The sequence below is a fragment of the Palleronia sp. THAF1 genome, from assembly GCF_009363795.1.
Taxonomy (GTDB): domain Bacteria; phylum Pseudomonadota; class Alphaproteobacteria; order Rhodobacterales; family Rhodobacteraceae; genus Palleronia.
This window is the reverse complement of sequence record NZ_CP045420.1, coordinates 2262836-2285147: the sequence shown is the minus strand read 5'-3', so window position 1 is coordinate 2285147 and position 22312 is coordinate 2262836. Positions and strand designations below refer to the sequence as shown.

18 protein-coding genes and 2 tRNA genes are annotated in these 22312 nt (G+C 63.9%); 10 read left to right on the top strand and 10 right to left on the bottom strand.

Translation table 11 applies throughout. The features are described 5' to 3' along the window. Positions 1 to 15: 15 nt before the first annotated feature. Both FIU81_RS11240 and FIU81_RS11235 read right to left on the bottom strand, forming a co-directional pair. Positions 16 to 1119, bottom strand: a complete 1104-nt coding sequence (locus FIU81_RS11240; RefSeq protein ID WP_124112118.1) for a dimethylsulfoniopropionate demethylase — start codon at positions 1117 to 1119, stop codon at positions 16 to 18. Between the two features lie 126 nt (positions 1120 to 1245). Further along, positions 1246 to 2097, bottom strand: a complete 852-nt coding sequence (locus FIU81_RS11235) for a pseudouridine synthase (protein WP_124112117.1) — start codon at positions 2095 to 2097, stop codon at positions 1246 to 1248. Positions 2098 to 2126: 29 nt separating this feature from the next. Between FIU81_RS11235 and FIU81_RS11230 the strand changes: the two genes are divergently transcribed. Then, a complete protein-coding gene (locus tag FIU81_RS11230) occupies positions 2127 to 2576 on the top strand; it encodes a nucleoside deaminase (RefSeq protein WP_254695902.1) in 450 nt (149 codons plus the stop codon). Between the two features lie 28 nt (positions 2577 to 2604). After that, entirely contained in the window at positions 2605 to 4296 is a 1692-nt protein-coding gene (gene ade, locus FIU81_RS11225; protein WP_124112116.1) for an adenine deaminase, read from the top strand. A gap of 131 nt (positions 4297 to 4427) precedes the next feature. Here the strand turns inward: ade and FIU81_RS11220 are convergent. The 7 genes from FIU81_RS11220 to FIU81_RS11190 form a co-directional block, all read right to left on the bottom strand. Continuing rightward, positions 4428 to 4502 (bottom strand) — tRNA-Gly (locus tag FIU81_RS11220). Positions 4503 to 4524: 22 nt separating this feature from the next. After that, positions 4525 to 4599, bottom strand: a tRNA-Gly gene (locus tag FIU81_RS11215). 55 nt (positions 4600 to 4654) lie between these two features. Continuing rightward, positions 4655 to 5686, bottom strand: a complete 1032-nt coding sequence (locus tag FIU81_RS11210; RefSeq protein WP_124112115.1) for an NADP-dependent oxidoreductase — start codon at positions 5684 to 5686, stop codon at positions 4655 to 4657. Positions 5687 to 5740: 54 nt separating this feature from the next. Beyond that, positions 5741 to 6160: a c-type cytochrome gene (locus FIU81_RS11205; protein WP_124112114.1), complete on the bottom strand. Its 420-nt coding sequence runs from the start codon at positions 6158 to 6160 to the stop codon at positions 5741 to 5743. Positions 6161 to 6245: 85 nt separating this feature from the next. Then, a complete protein-coding gene (locus FIU81_RS11200; protein ID WP_124112113.1) occupies positions 6246 to 9689 on the bottom strand; it encodes a pyruvate carboxylase in 3444 nt (1147 codons plus the stop codon). 64 nt (positions 9690 to 9753) lie between these two features. Further along, positions 9754 to 10881 (bottom strand): alpha-hydroxy acid oxidase, encoded by a 1128-nt coding sequence (locus FIU81_RS11195; RefSeq protein ID WP_124112112.1) that lies wholly within the window; start codon positions 10879 to 10881, stop codon positions 9754 to 9756. Positions 10882 to 11013: 132 nt separating this feature from the next. Then, the gene (locus tag FIU81_RS11190; protein WP_124112111.1) at positions 11014 to 11682 is read right to left on the bottom strand and encodes a DUF1236 domain-containing protein; all 669 of its coding nucleotides are present in this window, start codon (positions 11680 to 11682) and stop codon (positions 11014 to 11016) included. 190 nt (positions 11683 to 11872) lie between these two features. On the opposite strand from FIU81_RS11190, the gene FIU81_RS11185 reads away from it, so the two are divergent. Then, complete coding sequence (locus tag FIU81_RS11185) at positions 11873 to 14440, top strand: ATP-dependent helicase (RefSeq protein ID WP_413816205.1); 2568 nt, start codon at positions 11873 to 11875, stop codon at positions 14438 to 14440. Between the two features lie 374 nt (positions 14441 to 14814). Here the strand turns inward: FIU81_RS11185 and FIU81_RS11180 are convergent, their stop codons facing one another. After that, a complete protein-coding gene (locus FIU81_RS11180) occupies positions 14815 to 15027 on the bottom strand; it encodes a DUF1127 domain-containing protein (RefSeq protein ID WP_124112110.1) in 213 nt (70 codons plus the stop codon). 405 nt (positions 15028 to 15432) lie between these two features. On the opposite strand from FIU81_RS11180, the gene FIU81_RS11175 reads away from it, so the two are divergent. The 7 genes from FIU81_RS11175 to FIU81_RS11145 are packed head-to-tail and all read left to right on the top strand — an operon-like array spanning position 15433 to position 22311. Further along, positions 15433 to 15732, top strand: coding sequence for a hypothetical protein (locus FIU81_RS11175; protein ID WP_124112109.1), 300 nt, complete (start codon positions 15433 to 15435; stop codon positions 15730 to 15732). A 47-nt stretch (positions 15733 to 15779) separates the two neighbouring features. Continuing rightward, on the top strand, positions 15780 to 16301 hold the full coding sequence (locus FIU81_RS11170; protein WP_124112108.1) for a division/cell wall cluster transcriptional repressor MraZ: 522 nt from the start codon (positions 15780 to 15782) through the stop codon (positions 16299 to 16301). After that, positions 16298 to 17281 carry a 16S rRNA (cytosine(1402)-N(4))-methyltransferase RsmH gene (rsmH, locus tag FIU81_RS11165; protein WP_124112107.1) on the top strand — a complete coding sequence of 328 codons (984 nt, stop codon included), beginning with the start codon at positions 16298 to 16300 and terminating at the stop codon, positions 17279 to 17281. Before FIU81_RS11170 ends, rsmH begins: the two co-directional genes overlap by 4 nt. Further along, positions 17278 to 17622 (top strand): cell division protein FtsL, encoded by a 345-nt coding sequence (locus FIU81_RS11160; RefSeq protein WP_124112106.1) that lies wholly within the window; start codon positions 17278 to 17280, stop codon positions 17620 to 17622. Before rsmH ends, FIU81_RS11160 begins: the two co-directional genes overlap by 4 nt. Continuing rightward, entirely contained in the window at positions 17619 to 19409 is a 1791-nt protein-coding gene (locus tag FIU81_RS11155) for a peptidoglycan D,D-transpeptidase FtsI family protein (protein WP_124112105.1), read from the top strand. Before FIU81_RS11160 ends, FIU81_RS11155 begins: the two co-directional genes overlap by 4 nt. Positions 19410 to 19420: 11 nt before the next feature. Continuing rightward, on the top strand, positions 19421 to 20896 hold the full coding sequence (locus FIU81_RS11150) for a UDP-N-acetylmuramoyl-L-alanyl-D-glutamate--2,6-diaminopimelate ligase (RefSeq protein WP_124112104.1): 1476 nt from the start codon (positions 19421 to 19423) through the stop codon (positions 20894 to 20896). Beyond that, on the top strand, positions 20893 to 22311 hold the full coding sequence (locus tag FIU81_RS11145; protein ID WP_124112103.1) for a UDP-N-acetylmuramoyl-tripeptide--D-alanyl-D-alanine ligase: 1419 nt from the start codon (positions 20893 to 20895) through the stop codon (positions 22309 to 22311). The genes FIU81_RS11150 and FIU81_RS11145 overlap by 4 nt, the downstream gene beginning before the upstream one ends. Position 22312 lies beyond the last annotated feature (1 nt).

The following is a 22312-nucleotide window of genomic DNA, read 5'->3' as shown; positions in this document are numbered from 1 at the left end:
AGGTCAGCGGTGGCGTCAGGCCCAGAAGTGTTCTTCCACGCGGGCGTCGCGCGGGCCGTCCGGCGTGTTCACCGTCACCGCCGTGCCGGCGTCCCAGTGGGTCATGCGGACCATGCCGATGGCGACATTGGTGTCGAAGTCCGGCGAATGCGCGGCGGATGAAATGTGACCCACCTTTGTTCCGTTCGCCATGATCGGCCACCAGCGGTCGCAGCTTTGCACCGGCGCGCCGTCGATAGAGATCGCGCGGATTTGCTGTACGGGTCCTTCTTTGGCTACCCGCAGCAGCGCGTCGCGTCCGATGCAGCCGATGGCCGTCTGCGTGTCGCAAAAGCGGCCCAAGCCGCATTCGTGGGGCGTGTGGTCGTCGGTCATGTCGTTACCGTAGGACAGCAGGCCCCCCTCGATCCGTTCGATCAGGTTGGGGCAGCCAGCGCGGACATCCATGGATTTGCCCGCCTCGAACAGCGCGTTCCACAACTCCATGCCGAAGTCGGTGCCGTCGTGGTAGATCTCGAACCCACCCTGTTTGGAGTAGCCAGACCGCGCGATGATCGTGTCGCGCCCGTTGAAATCGAAGTGGCCGAAGCGGAAGAAGCGGAGGTTGCGCACGCTGTCACCGAATACGGCGGCCATCAGGTCGTCGGCCTTCGGGCCTTGGATTGCGAGCGGAGAGATGTCGGGTTCGTCCACCAGTACATCCAACCGGTAGCCGTAAGCGATGCCCTTGACCCAATACAGCAGATCGCTGTCGGCGATGGAGATCCACCAGCGGTCCTCGGCCAGCTTCAAAGCCACCGGATCGTTCAGCATCCCACCGGTTTCGTCCACGATGGGCACATATAGGCACTGTCCGGGCAGCACGCCGCGCAGGTCACGCGGGGTCAGCATTTGCATCAACCGGCCCGCATCGGGGCCGCGCAACTCGACCTGACGCTCGCACGCCACATCCCAGACCTGCACCGCTTCCTTGAGGTGGCGGTAGTCCTCTGTGACCGAACGGAACACCGTAGGCAGCAGCATGTGGTTATAGACGGTGTAGGCCGTGACGCCCTGCGCCTCGACCCCCTCGGAAAACGGCGTGCGGCGCAGGCGGCGGGACAGGGACAATGCGGGCATGGGCGGTCTCCTCCAAGATCGTTCCGGAGGGTGTAGAAGAGTTGGCGGCGTCGCGAATGGGCAAATACGGCGCGGGTTTGTCTACGCGCGACACGGAAATCCCCGCAGCCGATCACGCCGGGCCTTTTACTTGCGCGGTTTACCCTGCGGTTTCCCAGTCGGCTTGCCACCGGGCTTTCCACCCGGTTTCCCGCGTCGCACGTTGGGCTTCTCTTTTTTCTCGGCGAACCCCTCGGTTGATAGGCCAAGCTGTTCGCGCAGTACGCGCGGTTTGATCTCTTCCACCGCGCCCTGCTTCAGATCGCCCAAGCGGAAGGGGCCGAAAGAGATGCGGATCAGGCGGTTCACCGGCAGGCCGACAGTCTCCATCGCGCGGCGGATTTCGCGGTTCTTGCCTTCGCGCAGGCCGATGGTGATCCACGCATTCGCGCCCTGCTGACGGTCCAGCGTGACTTCCATCGGGCGAAAGCGCTGGCCGTCGATCTCTATCCCCTTTTTCAAGGGCGCCAGCGTCTCGATCGTCGGACGGCCATTCACCCGCACGCGATACTTGCGCAGCCAGCCGGTGCTGGGCAGTTCCAGCTTGCGCTTGATCTCTCCGTCGTTGGTCAGCAGCAACAGCCCCTCGGAGTTCAGGTCCAACCGCCCCACGCTCATCACGCGGGGCAGATCGTCGGGCAGGGCGTCGAACACCGTTTCGCGGCCCTTCTCGTCGCTGGCTGTCGTCACCAGACCGGCGGGCTTGTGATAAAGCCACACGCGCGGGTTGTCGGGCGGGGCAAGGTCCACGCCGTCCACCGTGATGCGATCCGCGGCCGTGACGTTCAGCGCGGGGCTGTCGATCTTCTTGCCGTTCACGGTGACGCGGCCGCTTTCGATCAGGCGCTCTGCCTCGCGGCGCGATGCGCGGCCTGCGCGGGCGATGACCTTGGCGATACGGTCGCCGGTCGGCGGTGTTTCTGGGGTGGGGCTGGACATGCCCCCGTTGCTAGGCGCAGATCGGGGGAATGCAAAGCCCGTTCATGTCCCTTGCGCTGGAAGAGGCCCGCGCCGCCGCCGCCCGCGGAGAGGTGCCGGTGGGCGCGGTCGTGGTGTCTGCCGAAGGTGAGGTGCTGGCCTTTGCGGGCAACGAGACCCGCGCGCTGTGCGACCCGTCCGCTCACGCAGAGGTTCAGGCGATCCGCGCGGCTTGCGCGGCACTGGGATCGGAACGGCTGCCCGGCGCATCGCTTTACGTGACGCTGGAGCCCTGCGCGGCCTGCGCCGGCGTCATCGCGGCGGCCCGCGTCGCGCGGCTGTATTATGGCGCGAGCGATCCGAAATCGGGTGGGGTGGCGCAGGGCGCGCGGGTGTTCTCGCACCCGCAGGCGCATTGGGTGCCGGAGGTCTATTCCGGGATCGGGGAAACCGAGAGCGCCGATCTGCTGCGGGACTTCTTTGCCGGGCGACGGTTTTGAGTGTTTTCGACAAGATGAAGGAACGCCGATGTCTGATCTGCCACATCTGATCGCCGTGGCGCGTGGCGATGCCCACGCCGACGTGGTGCTGCGCGGCGGCACGGTTCTGGACGTGGTCACGGGTGATCTGGTTCCAGGTGACGTGGGAATCGTTGGTGGCGTGATTGCCAGCGTCGGGCACGACTGCGACGGACCGGTGCGCGACGTGACCGGGCTGACCTTGGTGCCCGGTTTCATCGACACGCACCTGCATATCGAATCGTCGCTGGTCACGCCGTCCGAATTCGCCCGTTGCGTCGGGCCGCGCGGCACGACGACTGCAATCTGGGATCCGCATGAGATTGCCAACGTGCTGGGCGTCGAGGCTTTGGAATGGGCATTGGAGCAAGCGGGCCAAAGCGCCATCGACATTCGGGTGATGCTGTCGTCCTGCGTGCCGTCTTCGCATCTGGAGACATCCGGCGCGCGGATTGATGCAGAGGCGCTCGCGGCTCTGGCGGACCACCCCCGCGCGCTGGGGCTGGCGGAGTTCATGAATTATCCGGGCGTCGTCGGCGGAGATGCAGGCTGCATGGCCAAGCTAGGCGCATTCGCCGAACGGCATATCGACGGTCACGCGCCGCTACTGTCGGGGCGCCACCTGAATGCCTACGTCGCCGCCGGTATCCGCACCGAGCACGAAGCGACCAGCGCCGAGGAAGCGCGCGAGAAGCTGCGCAAGGGGATGCGGATCCTGATCCGGGAAGGCTCGGTGTCGAAGGATCTACACGCCCTGCTGCCCCTGATGACCGAGCGGCTGTCGCCCTATCTGGCTTTCTGCACGGACGACCGGAACCCGCTGGATATCGGCGAAGAGGGGCATCTTGATCATATGATCCGGACCGCCATCGCAGGCGGGGTGGACCCGCTGGTCGCCTACCGCGTGGCGTCCTTGTCGGGCGCAGAGGCGTTCGGACTGAAGGATCGCGGCCAGATCGCACCGGGCAAGCGGGCGGACATCGTGGCCGTGGGGTCTTTGGCCATGTGCGATGCGCAGGCGGTCTGGTCCGGTGGCGCGGAGTTGCCCGGAGAGACACGGCAGGCGGGGCCCGTCATCGGACGCAGTTCCGTGCAGGTGCCCGCAATTTCCGCCGATATGTTCCGCCATTCCGGAAGCGGTCCGGTTCCGGTGATCGGCATCAACGAGGGGCAGATCCTGACGGACCACCTGACGGAAGAGATCCCCGCGACGGATGGCGACCAACGGCCCGACCCCGCGCGTGACCTTGCGCGCGTGACGGTGATCGAGCGGCACGGACGATCCGGCGGTCACGCCAACGGCTTCGTGCGTGGCTTCGGGATGCAGCGCGGGGCGATCGCCTCGACCGTGTGCCACGACCACCACAACCTGATCGTCGTGGGTGCGGACTATGACGACATGGCCTTGGCCGCGACCCGGCTTGACCAGATCGAGGGCGGGTTCTGCGTGGTGGACGGCGGCGTGGTTCTGGCCGAGCTTGCGTTGCCCGTCGCCGGGCTGATGAGCGAGCGGCCCTTTGAGGAGGTGCGCGCATCACTCGAAGCGTTGCGCACTGCGGCCAAAGGCTTGGGCGTGGTCCTGAACGAGCCGTTCCTGCAACTTGCCTTTATCGCTCTGCCGGTGATCCCGCATCTTAAGATCACCGATCTTGGGATGGTGGACGTGGACCGGTTCGAGATGATTGGGCGAAAGGGAGGATAGCCCTCGGAGCGATCCCGCGCGCACGCCGATTTCGATTAAGCTGGGTTTGCAGAATGGCATAGCCGCCAGCGCTCTAATCAGCCCGTTGCAAGATAGGGCGATCACTTGAGGAAAAAGTGAAGAGGTTCCGATGGAGCGGGCGAGGCGATTCGAACGCCCGACCCTAACCTTGGCAAGGTTATGCTCTACCCCTGAGCTACGCCCGCATGCCATCGGAGGCTATCTCATTGGAGCGGGCGAGGCGATTCGAACGCCCGACCCTAACCTTGGCAAGGTTATGCTCTACCCCTGAGCTACGCCCGCGTGCCAATGAGTGAGCGCGATGTAGAATCTCCGCACGCGGGCCGCAAGGGGAAATCTACGCGTCGTCGCCAACTCGGATCAGGGTCTTGCCGAAATTATCGCCCGTCAGCATGCCCATGAAGGTCTCTGGCGCGTTTTCCAGCCCCTCGGTCACGTCTTCGCGCCATGTCAGCTTGCCGGACTGCACCAGCGGCGCAACTTCGGACAGGAAGGCGTCGAAGCGATCCCAGTGATCGGACACGATGAAGCCGCGCACGGTCACGCGCTTGGTCAGGATCGTGCGCCAGACAAGGGGCAGAGGGATCGTCTGATCCATGTTCGCGCCGTTGTACCAAGCGACCATGCCGCACACTGCGATCCGACCGTTCAGAGCCATGTTCGGGATGACTCCTGCGGTGGTCTTGCCGCCGACGTTCTCGAAGTAACCGTCGATGCCGTTCGGGGCCTGCTCGGACAGCGCCTTGGCCATCGCTTTGCCGTCGTCCATCGCGTAGTGGTCGATGCAGGCGTCATAGCCCAGCGTGTCGGTGGCGAAACTGCACTTCTCTGGCCCACCCGCGACGCCGATCACGCGGCACCCACGCGCCTTGGCGATCTGGCCCGCGACCGCGCCGACGGCACCCGTGGCGGCAGAGATCACGATGGTCTCGCCCTCTTTCGCGCCGATCAGTTCGGAAATCCCCGTCCACGCGGTCATTCCGGGCATCCCCAGAACGCCCAGCGAGGTCTGCACCGGGGCCTGATCGGGGTTCAGCTTGCGCAGCCCGTCGGCAGGCATCGTCGCATGGGTGGTCCACCCGGTCATGCCGGTGACGATATCGCCCGTCGCGAAGCCGTCGGCTTTCGACGCGATGACTTCGGCGACGGTTTGCCCGCCCATGACACCGTCAACCTTGATCGGCTCGGCGTAGGACGGGCCATCGTCCATCCGACCGCGCATGTAAGGATCGAGCGATAGCCAGATTACGCGCAGGCTGACTTCGCCGTCACTCGGGTCGGGCAGATCGTGCACTTCCAGCCGGAAGTTCTCTGCGGTGGGGGCGCCCTTGGGGCGCGAGGCGAGGTGAATACTGCGGGCGTTGGTCATGATGCTCTCCTGTGTTGTCGCATCAGGTGGCCCGAACCGTCGCGCCGTCCAGAGCTAGCGGACCTGCAACGTCTCGACGTAATCGGCGATTCGGATCAGCGCTTGGGGCGTGGGCGACATCACGCCGTCGCCCGCGTCGAATGGAACGAGCGGGCCATCGGCCATGCCGCTGCCGAACGCCGGCATGACTTCACCCGCCGTGCCGTCGCGGAAATAGCCGTCTACGTAGCCCATGACATGCGTTTGTGGGTATTCCTGCCAATCCGCTGCCAGAGTCGTCAGGTCAGCGGGGGTGCGGGTTAGATCGGCTGCCATCGGTCCGTCGCCCCGACCGGACGCGCCATGGCAGCCGGAACAGCTTTGCGTGTAAAGCACCTTGCCCGACGGCAGGTCGCGCGAGACCTCTGACTCCAACGCCGGTGTGCAGGCGGCAAGCGTCAGGGCGAGGACGGGAAAGTAGCGGGCTGCGATCATCGAACTGCTCCTTATGGATTTTCACCATCTGAAGCACACCGCAGCGACCGCCGATTTGATCTACGTCAAACCGGCGGTCATTGGCTTATTCGAGTTCGATCAGCAAATCCTTCGCGTCGATCTGCGCGCCAGGGGTGACGTGAACGGCCTTGATCGTGGCATCGCGGTCGGCGTGCAGGCCGGATTCCATCTTCATCGCCTCGATGGTCAGCAAAAGATCGCCCTGTTTCACCTTCTTGCCTGCTTCGGCCGCGACCGAGGCGACCACCCCCGGCATCGGCGCGCCCACGTGGTTGGCGTTGCCCAGCTCTGCCTTGGGACGAACGGCGGAGGTGCCCGCCAACTTGCGGTTCGGCACGCGGGCTGTGCGAGGCTGGCCGTTCAGTTCGAAAAAGACGCGGACCTCTCCCTTGTCGTCGGTGCCGCCCAGCGCCTGACAGCGGATCTCCAGCGTCTTTCCGGGGTCGATTTCGGCCGTGATCTCTTCGCCCGGCTCCATACCGTAGAAGAAAGTGTGCGTGGGCAGGGTGCGGACCGGTCCGTATTCCTCGTTCCGAAGACGGTAATCGGTGAAGACCTTCGGATACATCAGGTATCCCATGAGGTCCTCGTCATCGATTTCCACACCGCCGCACTTCTCTGACGCCTCGGCGCGGGCGGATTCCAGATCCACCGGGTCCAGTGCCAGACCGGGGCGCTCGGTCAAGGGTTTCTCGCCCTTCAGCACCTTCTTCTGGATCGCATCCGGCCACCCGCCCGGAGGCTGGCCCAAAGCGCCGCGCATCATGTCGATGACCGAGTCGGGGAAGCTGACTTCGACTTTCGGGTCCTCGACCTGCTCGCGGGTCAGGCCTTGGCTCACCATCATCAGTGCCATGTCGCCCACGACCTTGGACGACGGCGTGACCTTCACGATGTCGCCGAACATCTGGTTTACCTCGGCGTAGGTATGGGCCACCTCGTGCCAGCGCTCCTCTAATCCCATGGCACGGGCCTGACCCTTGAGGTTGGTGAACTGGCCGCCGGGCATCTCATGCAGATAAACCTCTGACGCGGGGGCCTGCAGGCCGCTTTCGAACGCGGCGTAGTGGTCGCGCACGCTTTCCCAGTAGTTGGAGATCTCGCGGATCGCGTCGATATCCAGGCCGGTGTCACGCTCGGATCCGCGCAGAGCTTCGACCACGGTGCCAAGGGTCGCTTGCGACGTGTTGCCCGATAGTGAGTCCATCGCACAGTCCACGGCATCGACCCCCGCGTCGGCGGCGGCAAGGATGGTGCCGCAGGCAATACCGGCGGTGTCGTGGGTGTGGAAGTGAATCGGCAGCCCGACCTCTTCCTTCAGTGCCTTGAACAGGATGCGCGCGGCTGCGGGCTTCATCAGCCCAGCCATGTCTTTCACGCCAAGGATATGTGCGCCTGCGGCTTTCAATTGCTGTGCGGTGTCGACGTAGTATTTAAGGTCATACTTGTCGCGGTCCGGGTCCATCAGATTGCCGGTGTAGCACACGGTGCCTTCGCAGATCTTGTTGGCCTCGATAACGGCATCCATCGACACGCGCATGTTCTCGACCCAGTTGAGGCTGTCAAACACGCGGAACACATCGATGCCCGACTTGGCCGCCTGCGCCACGAAGGCCTGCACCACGTTGTCGGGATAGTTCGTGTAGCCCACGCCGTTAGAACCGCGCAGAAGCATCTGCGTCATGATGTTGGGCATCGCGGCGCGCAGGTCGCGCAGGCGCTGCCAAGGGCATTCCTGCAGGAAGCGGTAGGCCACATCGAAGGTAGCACCCCCCCAGCATTCGACACTGAACAGCTGCGACAGGTTATGCGCATAGGTCGGTGCCACGCGGATCATGTCAATCGAGCGCATGCGGGTGGCGATCAGCGACTGGTGGCCGTCGCGCATGGTGGTGTCGGTGATGAGTAGTTGCGGCTGGTCGGCCAGCCAGTCGGCCACGGATTGCGGGCCGAAGTCATCAAGCAACTGCCGGGTCCCGGACGCCGGGCCATCGGTACGGTTCTTCGGCGGTATGGGCAGACGCGCCTCTGCAGGCGGCATCGCGCGGTTCTCGGTCTCGGGGTGGCCGTTGACCGTGATGTCGGCGACGTAGTTCAGGATCTTGGTCGCCCTGTCGCGGCGTGCCTTGAAGTGGAACAGCTCCGGCGTCTGGTCGATGAACTTGGTGTGGTATTCGTTCGACAGGAAGATCGGGTGGCGCAGCAGGTTGATCACGAAGTCGATGTTCGTGCTGACGCCCCGGATTCGGAACTCGCGCAGGGCCCGGTCCATCCGCTTGATCGCGGCCTCGGGCGTGGGCGCCCAAGCGGTGACCTTTTCCAGCAGCGAATCGTAGTAACGGGTGATGACCGCGCCCGAATAGGCGGTGCCGCCGTCCAGACGGATACCCATGCCGGTGGCCCCACGGTAGGCGGTGATGCGGCCGTAGTCGGGGATGAAGTTGTTGGTCGGGTCCTCAGAGGTGATCCGGCATTGAATAGCGTGGCCGTCGAGTTTCACGTCGTACTGGCTGGCGGTGCCGGTCGCCTCGATCAGCGACTTGCCCTCGGCGATCAGGATCTGGGCGCGGACGATGTCGATGCCGGTGACCTCTTCGGTCACGGTGTGTTCGACTTGAACGCGGGGGTTCACCTCGATGAAGAAGAACTCTCCCGTGTCCATATCCATCAGGAATTCGATGGTGCCGGCGCACTCGTAGCCCACATGCTCGGCGATCTTCTTGCCAAGGTTGCAGATCTTTTCTCGCTGGGCGCCGGACAGATACGGCGCGGGCGCGCGCTCGACGACTTTCTGGTTGCGGCGCTGGACGGAACAGTCGCGTTCCCACAGGTGGTAGATCGCGCCGTGACTGTCGCCCAGGATCTGCACCTCCACGTGACGGGCGCGCAGGATCATCTTCTCCAGATAGCCCTCGCCATTGCCGAAGGCGGCCTCGGCCTCGCGGCGGCCCTCTAGGACCTTTTCCTCCAGCTCGTCCGGCCCCATGATCGGACGCATCCCGCGCCCGCCGCCGCCCCATGACGCCTTGAGCATGATCGGGTAGCCGACCTCTTCTGCGGCGGCGCGAGCGGCATCCATGTCGTCGGTCAGGACTTCGGAGGCGGGCACGACCGGCACGCCGGCCTCGATCGCCACGCGGCGCGCGCTGGCCTTGTCGCCCAACTGGCGCATAGTTTCGGCCTTGGGACCGATGAAGGTGATCCCGGCGTCGGTGCAGGCGTCCACGAAATCGGGGTTTTCGGACAGCAGGCCATAGCCCGGATGGATTGCGTCGGCGCCGCAGGCGCGGGCGACGCGGATGATTTCCTCGATCGACAGATAGGCGGCGACCGGGCCCAGGCCTTCGCCGATCTGATACGCCTCGTCCGCCTTGAAGCGGTGCAGCGACAGCTTGTCCTCGGCCGCGTAGACAGCGACGGTGCGCTTGCCCAGCTCGTTGGCCGCGCGCATGACGCGGATGGCGATTTCGCCGCGATTGGCGATGAGGATTTTCTTGAATTCGGTCATGGGGCCGCCTTGTTGTGCAGGTGCAGCATGACGGTAGGGCGCTAACATCGTATAGGCAATGCACCTACTTCAATCGATTGCGCACCTGCAACGGCGTGGCGATGGCAAGCTGGCCCATATCGGCGATCAAGCCTTTGCGCAGGATGTGAATGGCGTGGTCGATGCCCTTCGGGCCAAGGGCGGCGAGGCCATGGTGGAACGCGCGGCCCAGCATGACGAAATCGGCTCCAAGCGCGATCAGCCGCAGGATATCTGTGCCGGAACGCACGCCGCCGTCGGCGATCAAAGGCGTGTCGGGGCAGGCGGCACGGATCGCGGGAAGCTGCGTTGCAGCGGCGGGCGCCGCCTCGAACTGACGTCCTCCGTGGTTCGACACCCAGATCGCATCCGCAAGGGGCGCGACTGTGCGGGCGTCTTCGGTGTGCAGAATGCCTTTGACGATCAGCGCGCCGTCCCACTCGTCGCGCAGGGCCTTGAGGTAGTCGAGGTCGGGCGCAGTGCGCAGGCGATATCCGATATGGCCCGTCGTGCCCCCCGGCGCGTCGTCATCGGCATATTTGTCGAAGGTTCGTAGGCGGGGGACACCCGCACGCAAAGTTGCCAGTGACCACGCAGGTGCGAGCGCGGCCTCCGCGACGATGTTGGGCGTCAGGCGCATTGGATTGGTCAAGCGCGCGCGGCGCTGACGTTCTCGGCGGCTGGGCGTGCCGACGTCTGCCGTTAGAATCAACGTATTGAAGCCACTGTCTTTTGCGCGGGCGAGCATGTCGCGCCGTATGGCGGGATCGCGCGGCGGATAAAGCTGGAACCACCCGCGCCCATCGGTATGCGGACCGACGATTTCCGGCGTTGCGGCGGCCACCGTTGACAGGGAGTAGGGAATGTTCGCTTTGGTTGCGGCCTGCGCGAGCGCCACCTCTGCACCCGGCCATATCAGTCCGGACATTCCGACGGGCGCGATGCCAAAGGGGAGTGACCAGTCCCGTCCGATGAGGCGCGTGGTGAGGTTAGCTGTTTGTACGGACAGAACGCGTGGGACCAATGTTACCTGATCCAATGCCTGCGGGTTCGCATGCTTGGACGCCTCGTCCCCGGTGGCGCTGTCCAGATACTCCCACACGAAGCGCGGCACGCGGCGCTTGGCGGCGTGGGCAAGGTCTGAGAGGGCGGGGTAGCGGTCATCGAGATCCATGGGCGCACTATGCCGATGACGCGCGGGTGTGCCAGCAGTGCGCCATGAGTATTTGTGAAAACAAAGAACATGGCGCATGTAAAAATCGGGCGACCCGAAGGCCGCCCGTTCCAGTCGTTCAGGTCCTGATGGTTACCGAACGATGTAGACGATCTGGCGCGTTTCGGGGTCGATCGCGACCGGGCGGCCATTGATGTAGGCGTATTGCACAGGCTCTTCCGGAACATCGTAAAGGGCCACATCCTGCGGGACGCCGGCGCCGACGACCACTTCACCTTCCAGGTAGACCGGCTCGACCGGGTTCTGCTGGATGTAGGTCACAGTGGTTTCCGGCAGGCCAGCGTCGGCACCGATGATGCCACCGGCAGCACCGCCGACGGCGGCTGCGGTTCCGGCCGCAGCGCCCACCGGACCCGCAACCAGCGCACCGGCGACGGCACCGACAGTCGCGCCGAGGACGCTGCCGCCCAAGGTGTTCCGCTCGACCGTGGTGACTTCAAGCGGCTCGTAGTTCTGGTAAACCACGGTCGGCTCGTCATTGACGGTGGCCGTCAGATACTGCGAGTAAGCCCAGCCGGTCGTGCCATCGTAGCTGACTTCGCACCATGCACCGTCGGTCAGGCAGCGGTCGATGGTGACGGCGCCGTCGGCGGGAATCACGCTTGCGATCTCGTAATTGGGGCCGGGGCCTGCGCGCAGGTTCAGGTCGGTCGTTGCCGTCGCGCTGGTGGCCGTCTGCGCGAAGGCGGCGCCTGACAAAGCAAGGGCAGAGGCGGTTGCGAGAATTACGGTCTTGGACATTGGTCACTCCTAAGCTGTCCGGCAGCCACACACGGCGCCGGTTCTGGACAGCCAAGCCTGTCGCGCCGGGTTCCGTTCCAGGAAGTGAAATGCCGTGGCGAGAAAGCGCCGAGGAACCAAATGGATAGCTGATCTTTGCGTGTGGGAACGAAGGCGGAACGCGCCCTTTCCCTTTTGGACAGAGCGGCCTATGCTGAACCCCATGTATCCTGAAGACGAATCCGATGCGTTCGACGCCGCCGTTCCTCTGTCGCAGCGGGCGTCCGCCGTCCATGCCGCGCCCTATCTGGAGGGCCTGAACCCCGCGCAGCGCGCGGCGGTCGAGGCGCTGGATGGGCCGGTCCTGATGCTGGCGGGTGCGGGCACCGGCAAGACCAAGGCCCTGACAGCGCGCATTGCGCACCTGATGATGACGGGCCGCGCGCGCCCGAACGAGATTCTGGCCGTGACCTTCACCAACAAGGCCGCGCGCGAGATGAAGAACCGCGTCGGTGGGCTGATGGGCCAGACGATCGAGGGGATGCCGTGGCTGGGCACGTTCCACGCGATCTGCGTCAAGCTGTTGCGGCGGCATGCAGAGCTGGCGGGGCTGAAGTCGAACTTCACGATTCTGGACACCGATGACCAGTTACGCCTGCTGAAGCAGTTGATCGTGGCCGAGAACATCGATGAAAAGCGCTGGCCCGCGCGGCAGTTGGCCGGTCTGATCGACGGTTGGAAGAACCGTGCGCTGACGCCTGCGAAGGTGCCCGCCGCCGATGCCTCGGCCTACAATCATCGCGGCACCGAGCTGTATGACTTTTATCAACGTCGCCTGTTGGAGCTGAACGCCGTCGATTTCGGCGATCTTCTGTTGCACGTCGTCACCATCTTCCAGGACCACCCGGACGTGCTGGCCCAGTACCAACGCTGGTTCCGTTTCATTCTGGTGGACGAGTATCAGGATACGAACGTCGCCCAGTACCTGTGGCTTCGGCTGCTGGCGCAAGACCACAAGAACATCTGTTGCGTGGGCGACGATGACCAATCGATCTACGGTTGGCGCGGGGCCGAAGTGGGCAACATCCTGCGGTTCGAGAAGGACTTCCCGGGCGCCAAGGTCGTTCGGCTGGAACAGAATTACCGCTCGACGCCCCATATCCTGGCCGCCGCATCCAGCGTGATCGACGCGAACGAGGGGCGGCTGGGCAAGACGCTATGGACCGCTGAGGAAACCGGCGAGAAGGTGCGCCTGATCGGCCATTGGGATGGCGACGAGGAAGCGCGCTGGGTCGGTGAAGAGGTCGAGGCACTTAATAGCGGAACTTCCTCGGTCGCTCGACGCCGGAATAATCCACGGTCTCAGACACCTGCTCAAGAAGCTGAGAGAATAGCTAAAGGCGGCAAGGTTTCTGCGGGTGTGATGGGAGATATTCATCAGGTCAACTTGGCGCGCGCTGAAACACTGAGCGAAGCAGGCCGGGATAATTTGCCTCTGCCGAAGTCCTATGGTCTGGATGAAATTGCAATTCTTGTCCGCGCGTCGCACCAGATGCGCGCGTTCGAGGATCGGTTCCTGACCATCGGCCTGCCGTATCGCGTCATCGGCGGCCCCCGCTTTTACGAGCGGATGGAGATCCGTGATGCCATGGCCTACTTCCGCCTCGCTGTATCGCCCGACGATGATTTGGCGTTCGAGCGGATCGTGAACACGCCCAAGCGCGGCCTTGGCAATATTGCGCAACAGAAGATCCAGACGACGGCGCGCGCCAATGGCGTGGGCCTTGTGGATGGCGCGCGCATTCTGCTGCAAGATAAAGGCTTGGGCGGCAAGGGCGGCGCGGCATTACGGGAATTGGTCGACGGGCTGGCGCGCTGGGCCGACATGGTGCGGGATCAGGGGCGCAGCCATATCGAGACGGCGGAAATCATCCTAGACGAGTCGGGCTACACGACCTTCTGGCAGAACGACAAGACGCCCGAAGCGCCGGGTCGGCTGGAGAACCTGAAGGAACTGGTCAAGGCGCTGGAGGGGTTCGAGAACCTGCAAGGGTTCCTTGAACACGTGTCGCTGATCATGGACAACGGGTCCGAGCAGGAGGGCGAGAAGGTGTCGATCATGACGCTTCACGCTGCCAAGGGTCTGGAGTTTCCCGCCGTGTTCCTGCCGGGATGGGAAGACGGCTTGTTTCCGTCGCAGCGGTCCATGGACGAGTCGGGCAAGAAGGGTTTGGAAGAAGAGCGTCGTCTTGCCTACGTCGGTATCACCCGCGCCGAAGAGGTTTGCACGATTTCCTTCGCTGCCAACCGTCGTGTGTATGGCCAATGGCAATCGGCGCTGCCGTCGCGCTTTATTGATGAATTGCCCGCCGATCACGTGGACGTTCTGACGCCTCCGGGCCTGTATGGTGGCGGTTACGGCGCGGCGGGTATGGCGGCCAGCGCATCGCCGCAGATCATGGCGCAGGCGGAATCGGAACTGCACGAGCGCGTGGCGAAAGCGGATGTCTATAACTCGCCCGGCTGGAAGCGGATGCAGTCGCGCAGCCAGCACCGTGGGATGAGCCAGCCGAAAGAAAGCCGCAACATGGTGATCGACGCCGAGGCAGTGTCGGCGTTCTCCACCGGCGATCGGGTGTTCCACACCAAGTTCGGCTACGGCACCGTCAACGGGATCGAGGGCGACAAGCTGGACGTCGGCTTCGACAAGGCTGGCGACAAGAAGGTTGTCGCGCGCTTCTTGGTCGACGCCGACAGCGCAGGCGACACACCGTTCTAGAAAACACTGTCTGAAAACGAAAAAGCGGCGAAGCGCGGGAGGAGGTGCGCTTCGCCGCCAGTGATGCGCGCGCCCGAGAGGAGGTGGGCGGTTGCAGTCTGAATTTCGGGACGGCGGGCCCGGGAGGAGGTGGACCCGCCGCCGATGAAGCGTTCGCCCGGGAGGAGGTGGGCGTTCGCAACCTCTGGTGTTTCAAAGCGGCGAGCCCGGGAGGAGGTGAACTCGCCGCCGATGAAGCTTCCGTCCGGGAGGAGGTGGACGGTCGCAACCTCTGTTGTCTTGGGAGCGGCGACACCGGGGAGGAGGTCGGTGTCGCCGCCCGATCAGGTCACGCGGCGCTCGGGGAGGAGACGAGCGCGCGACCCGAATTCGAATTAGTGCCCGTATGCCGATTCCAGCGCGATGCCGCGGATGGCAGAGCGGTGCAGGCCGAGGTCGTTCAGCTCGCGGTCGCTCAGCTGGCTGAGTTCGTTCAGCGTGCGGCGGTAAACTTTCCACGCCTCGAAACGCTGACGCAGGCCGGCGCGGGTCTGGGCGAAACGGTTGCCAGCGCGGGGGGCGGCGTATGTGGTGTTCAAGGATGCCATGTCGGTGCCTCATTAGTTTGACTGGTTGGCGATCGATCTTTTGTCGCCGTTGACGCTAACTTGGGGCACGTGCTGCAGCTGCACAATCCTCCGATACCTCAATGCTGCTATGCAGCAAACGCAAGGCGCGGGAATCGGCGTCGGCTTCCAATTCTCCGGATGTCTGATGGGACATCATGGATTCCGGGTGGGAAAGGGGTGGTCGCGAGCGGGATTCAGGTGGGTCGATAAGATGCGACGGCCGCGCCTGGCCCGATCTGCCACTATTCTGACAAATTTGCGCCAAACTTTTTTAGCACCAGATGTGCTTACGAATCTTCATGATAGCACAATATGCAGTTCCAAAGCGGACAAATTCTCACGAAACTGTGTGATTGATGCCATACCCGATGCCGAGGTCGGCCCATGTTGGCCGGATTTTTTCTTGCCGCCCACGATTTCCCATGGAATACCTTTGTCATCGAAGAGGCGGTGGACGAAAGAGGCGAAAAGCCCGCAAGTCCTGACATCAAGACCAACAAGAAAAGTGAGCGAGGCGAGAGTTTCCTACAGGCAAATCATGTAGCGCTTCTTCGTTACGACCAGATCCGGTGCGCGGGCGAGCAGACATCCCCCCAGGTGACGTGCGCCATCGGACATTCCCCAAACGGGGTTGAAGGCGGCGATCCGAACAGTGGCAGCAGTTCGGATCGCCGTTTTCGTTAAGGCGAATCAGAATCGAAACGGGCGGGACAGGTCAAGGGGACTTTGCGGTGTTCGACATCTTCATCGGCACCCAAGAGAACAAGATGGATGGCAAAGGCCGTCTATCGATCCCGTCTGACTTCCGAAAAGTCATAGATGCAGGCCATCCCGGTCGAGAGCCAGGCTCTCCGGCCGGTTTCGTGCTGATGTTCGGTGACGAACGGACCAAATACATGACCGGCATGACCGCCGAGCAGTTCAAGGCCGTGCAGATCCAGATTTTGGGCTGGGACGCGGGCGATCCGCGCCGCCTGGACCTTGAAAAAGCTGTCTTCGAGCAGACGCAGGCCATGTATCTGGATGAGACCGGCCGCATCGTCCTACCCCCGCGCGGGCGCGAAAAGCTGGGGATAGCGGCTAATGATACGGTGCTGTTCGCAGGCCGGGGCGACAAGTTCCGCATGTGGAATCCGGCGGATTACGCCGAAACCCAAGCCCGACCCGCCGCCGCGCCAGAGCTGAACTACGACCCCTCGCGCGATCCGCTTGAAAACCTTGCGGGCACGCGTCCGAAACTGATCGAAATATGAGCGCTCCCGGCCCCCCGCACATCCCCGTCCTGTTGACGCCGATCCTGCAAGCCTGCGCGCCGATCACCGGCACGTGGGTCGATGGGACGTTCGGGGCAGGGGGCTATTCCATGGGTTTGCTGGCCGCCGGGGCTGATACGGTCATCGGCATTGACCGCGATCCCAGCGTCTTCCCCATGGCCGCGGAATGGTCCGGGGTCTACGGCGACCAGTTGCGTCTTGTCGAAGGCGTCTTCGGCGAACTTGACACCCTTGCAGGCGATCCTGTGGATGGCGTTGTGCTGGACCTTGGCGTTTCTTCCATGCAGCTCGATCAGGCGGAACGCGGCTTTTCGTTCATGCGCGACGGTCCGCTGGACATGCGCATGGGCACCGACGGCCCCACGGCGGCTGACCTTGTGGCCGATCTGCCAGAAGGAAAGTTGGCCGATGTCCTTTATCAATACGGCGAAGAGCGTGCCTCACGCCGGATCGCCAAGAAGCTGGTGGCCGAACGTGCTCATGGAAGAATCGTGACGACCGGACAGCTTGCGCGCATCGTCGAGGGCCTCTTGCCGCGCCCCAAGCCGGGCCAAAGCCATCCCGCGACCCGCACATTCCAAGCCCTGCGCATCGCGGTGAACGACGAATTCGGCCAGCTTGTCGCCGGGCTGGAAGCCGCCGAGCGTGCGTTGAAGCCGGGCGGCTGGTTGGCCGTCGTGACGTTTCATTCGATGGAAGACCGCGTCGTCAAACGCTTCTTGCAACAGCGCGGTGGCAAAGTGGGGGGTGGCAGCAGGCACGCACCCGTCACCGAACAACCCGACCCGCGCTTCACAGAGCTTTCGCGCGGAATCGCGGCGGATCATACGGAAGTCGACGCCAATCCCCGTGCGCGATCCGCGCGGCTGCGTATTGCCCGGCGCACCGACGCGCCCGCCGGGCCGGTGGATCGCACGACGTTGGGCTTGCCCGCTCTGACACTGAAAGACGAGCTATGAGAACGCTTCTCTATATCCTTCCCGCAATCGCGATCATGGCGCTCGCCTTCTGGGCCTATTCCGAGAACTACGAGACACAGGGCGCGCTGTCCGAAGTGCGCGCGCTGCAGGATGAAATCGGAACCCAGCGTGAGACGCTGGCGATCCTGCGGGCGGAATGGGCCTACCTGAACCGCCCCAGCCGCCTGCGCGATCTTGCCGACCTCAACTACGGCACCTTGGGCCTCATCCCCTTGTTGCCGCACCATTTCGCGGGGGTTGAACAGATCGGCTACCCGCAGCCAGAGCCATCCTTCGGGCTGGACGGCGCAATCAACCTGAAAGCCGAGACACAGCCATGACCCGCATTCCCCTGCGCCCGCTGGCCCGTATCCTCGATGCGCGCGGCAAGGGCGAGAACCCCGACCGGATCGAGCGCGAGAACCTGCGCCAACGCAACGCCGAGATCGAAGCGACCACCCGTCGCCGCGCCGAGGGGCGCCTGGTCATTCTAGCCGGTTTCTTCGTCTGCGCCTTTCTGGTGATCGGCGCCCGCATGGGCCTGATGGCCACCAGCGAGCCGATGGAGCCGCGCGCCTATACCGCCGGAAACTCGATCGTTGCGCAACGCGCCGATATCGTCGACCGCCACGGTCGCGTGCTGGCCACGAATCTGTCGACCTTCGCGCTCTATGCGCAGCCGCCCCACATGATCGACAAGGAGGGGGCCGCGAAGAAGCTTGCCGCGATCTTCCCGGATCTCGATGAAGCGGAACTGATCGAAGATTTTACGGGTGATCGCAAATTCCTGTGGATCAAGAAGAAGGTCAGCCCAGAGCAGCGTCAGGCTGTCCACGACATCGGCGATCCCGGCCTGCTGTTCGGCCCGCGTGAGATGCGTCTGTATCCCAAGGGCCGCCTGGCCGCCCATGTTCTGGGCGGGGCCACCTTCGGCCGCGAGGGTGTTTCCAGCGCCGAGGTGATCGGCGTTGCAGGTATCGAGAAGGCCTTGGATGACACCCTGCGTGACCCCGCCCGCAAGGGCCAGCCGCTGGAGCTTGCGCTGGACGTGGCCGTTCAGTCCACCATGCGCGAAGTGCTGATGGGCGGTATGAGCCTGATGAACGCCAAGGGTGCGGCCGGGGTGATGATGGACATCCACACCGGAGAGGTCGTCTCGATGGTGTCGCTGCCCGACTTCGACCCGAACGACCGCCCCCGTCCGCTGACCGAAGGCGACGCGGGCGACAGCCCCTTGTTCAACCGCGCGGTGCAGGGCGTGTATGAACTGGGATCGACTTTCAAGATATTCACCGCCGCACAGGCGATGGAGCTTGGCTTGGTCAGCGCCAACACGATGGTCGACGCGGACGCGCCGATGACATGGGGTCGGCACCGGATTCGCGAGTTCCAGAACAAAAACTACGGGCCATTGCTGTCCGTCACCGATGTCATCGTCAAAAGCTCGAACGTCGGCACCGCAAAAATGGCGCTGCAGATCGGGCCGAAGCGGCAGCGCGAGTTCCTGGACTCCTTCGGCGTGTTCGATCCGTCCCCGATCGAATTGATCGAAGCCCCCGGCGCGCAACCGCTGGTGCCGTCCAACTGGTCTGAAATCGTTACGATCACAGCCTCTTACGGGCATGGTTTCGCAGCGTCGCCGCTGCACCTGGCGACGGCCTATGCCTCGCTTCTGAACGGCGGAACAAAGGTTACGCCGACGTTGCTCAAGCGTGACTATGCCGCGCCCGGCCCACGCCTGGTGCGCGAGGATGTCAGCCGAGCCTCGACCCAGATGCTGCGCGAAGTGGTCGTGCGCGGGACCGCAAGCCTTGGTCGCGTTCCGGGGTACGAGGTGGGCGGCAAGACGGGCACGGCCAACAAGCCGCTGACCAGTGGCGCGGGCTACCATCAAGACAAGAATATCAACACCTTCGCCAGCGTTTTCCCCGCGTCGGACCCGCAATACGTGCTGGTCGTGTCGCTTGACGAAGCGTCCGACAACTCTGGCTCTGAGCCGCGCCGCACGGCGGGTTGGACGGCCGTTCCGGTGGCTGCCGAAGTGATCCGTCGCACGGCACCGCTCTTGGGTGTGCGACCGATTATTGAACCTTTCGACCCATCCAAGGTAACACTGGCCTCGCAATAAAGGGGCAGAGCATGAGCGATCACGTCCGAACGCTGGCCGATCTTGGCCTAGCCGCGCAAAACGGCCGCGAGGTGCGCATCACCGGCCTGTCGGTGGACAGCCGAGAGACAAAGGCGGGACACCTGTTCGCAGCACTGCCCGGATCGCGGGTCCATGGCGCAGAATTCGTGCAATACGCTGTGCGCATGGGCGCGGTCGCGGTCCTGACGGATCGCGACGGTGCGCGGATGCTGGGCGATTTGGGCGACGTCGCGCTGGTCGTCGCGGAAGAGCCACGACAGGCGTTGGCCTATGCGTCAGCACTTTGGTTCGGTGCGACCCCCGGCACGGTCGTTGCAGTGACGGGCACCAACGGCAAGACAAGCGTTGCCAGCTTCACACGCCAGATCTGGATGGCCATGGGCTTGGACGCGGTGAATCTGGGCACGACGGGGGTCGAGGGTGCGTGGACTACCCCGCTGCACCACACGACGCCCGAACCGATCACCCTGCACCGTGTGCTGGCCGAGGCATCACAGGCGGGAATCACCCATGTCGCGATGGAAGCGTCCTCGCACGGATTGGACCAGTTTCGGCTGGACGGCGTGACGCTTGCGGCGGCGGGGTTCTCGAACTTCACGCAAGATCACTTGGACTATCACGCTGACTTCGAAGAGTATTTCGAAGCCAAAGCCGGTTTGTTCGACCGCGTCCTACCCGAAGATGGCGTGGCCGTCATCAACAGCGATGATCCCAAGGGCGCGGCTATGCGCGCCGTGGCCGAGCGCCGGGGGCAGGATGTTCTGACCGTAGGGCGAGCGGCGGATGCAGCCCTGCGGATCACTGGCCAGCGGTTCGACGCGACGGGGCAAGAGCTGCGGTTCACCTGGAACGGTGCCGCGCGTCAGGTCCGTCTTGGCCTGATCGGTGGCTTTCAGGCCGACAATGTGCTGCTTGCTGCAGGCCTTGCCATCGGCGCTGGGGCGGATCCCCGCGATGTTTTCGACGTCCTGCCAATGCTCGACACCGTGCGGGGCCGGATGCAACTGGCCGCCACCCGGAACAACGGCGCGGCGGTCTTCGTGGACTACGCCCACACCCCAGCCGCGCTGGAAACGGCTTTGCAAGCGCTGCGTCCGCATGTGATGGGCCGCCTTATCGTTGTCTACGGTGCCGGTGGAGACCGCGACAAAGGCAAGCGCCCGCTGATGGGGACCGCCGCCCGCGACCACGCGGATGTGCGATATGTGACAGACGATAACCCTCGGAGCGAAGAACCGGCGGCAATAAGGCGCGAAATCCTCAAATCCGATGATCAGGCCATCGAAGTTGCTGATCGCGCCGAAGCGATCCTGCGCGGTGTCGATGCGCTAGAGCCGGGGGATGCATTACTGATTGCGGGTAAGGGCCACGAGACCGGGCAAACCATCGGCGACACCGTCTACCCCTTCGACGATGCTGAACAGGCCAGCTTGGCCGTCGCCGCTTTGGATGGGCGCGTCGTATGAGCTTGTGGACATCCGCCGACGCGGTCGAAGCCACTTGGGGTCTGACAACGCAACCTTGGGTGGCGACGGGCGTGTCCATCGACACACGCACCTTGCAGCCGGGCGATCTGTTCATCGCCCTCAGCGCAGCGCGCGACGGTCACGATTTCGTGGCGCAAGCGCTGGAAAATGGTGCCGCTGCCGCGTTGGTGTCGCGCATTCCGGAAGGGTGTGATCACACCGCGCCGCTGCTGGTCGTGGATGACGTTCAGGCAGGGCTGGAGGCTCTCGGCCGATATGCCCGCAACCGGCTGGTTGGGCGGGTGCTGGCGATCACAGGCTCGGTCGGCAAGACGACCACGAAGGAAATGGCGCGAACGGCGTTTTCCGGTCAACTGCGGGTTCACGCCGCCGAAGCCAGCTACAATAATCATTGGGGCGTGCCGCTGACGCTTGCGCGGATGCCCCCTGACACCGAACTTGCCATCATCGAAATCGGGATGAGCAACCCCGGCGAGATCGCCCCGCTATCTAGGCTCGCCCGCCCCCATGCCGCTATCGTCACGACGGTCGCCCCCGCGCATCTTGAGGCATTCGAGGACATTGAGGGCATCGCCCGCGAAAAAGCGTCGATCTTCGAAGGGCTGGAGCCGGACGGCACCGCAATCGTGAACGCCGATCTGCCGACATCCGACATCCTGCGCGACGCGGGCGGCCAGAACGTGATCACATTCGGCGAGACTGTCGCCGACTTTCACATTTCGCGTGTTCAACTGGTGAATGAGACCACTATCGTCTCTGCCAACCACCAGAAACACGATATTACCTTCAAGATTGGCGCGGCCGGTCGGCATCTTGCGATGAACGCCGCTTCGGTGATCTGCGCCGCCGAACCTTTGGGCGCGGACCCGGACCGCGCAGCACAAGCGCTTGCGGCTTGGGCTCCCCCTTCCGGTCGGGGCACGCGCGAGCGGATCGAGGTCGATCCGGCGTTGGACCATTGGATCGATCTGATCGACGACGCCTTCAACGCCAACCCGGCGTCGGTCGGGGCGGCACTCGACCGCTTAGCCGCCGTAGAACCACAAACGAATGGCCGACGAGTCGCTGTGCTGGGCGATATGTTGGAATTGGGGCCAGACGGGCCCAGCTTGCACAAAGGTCTTGCACGCCATCCTTCGGTGCAGGCCATCGATACGATCATCACCGCTGGTCCAGCCATGCAGGCCCTGCATGATGCTCTACCCGCAGGAAAACGCGGCGATCACTTTGCAACGGCAGAGGAAGCCGCCGACAAGATCGGTCAGATCCTGCGTGCGGGCGATATCGTGCTGGTCAAGGGATCGAAGTCGGCCCGCACCTCACGGGTCGTTGACGCGATCCGCGAATTGGGCCATCGCGACCGCCACCGCCGAACTGGCACGAAGGAATCCTGAA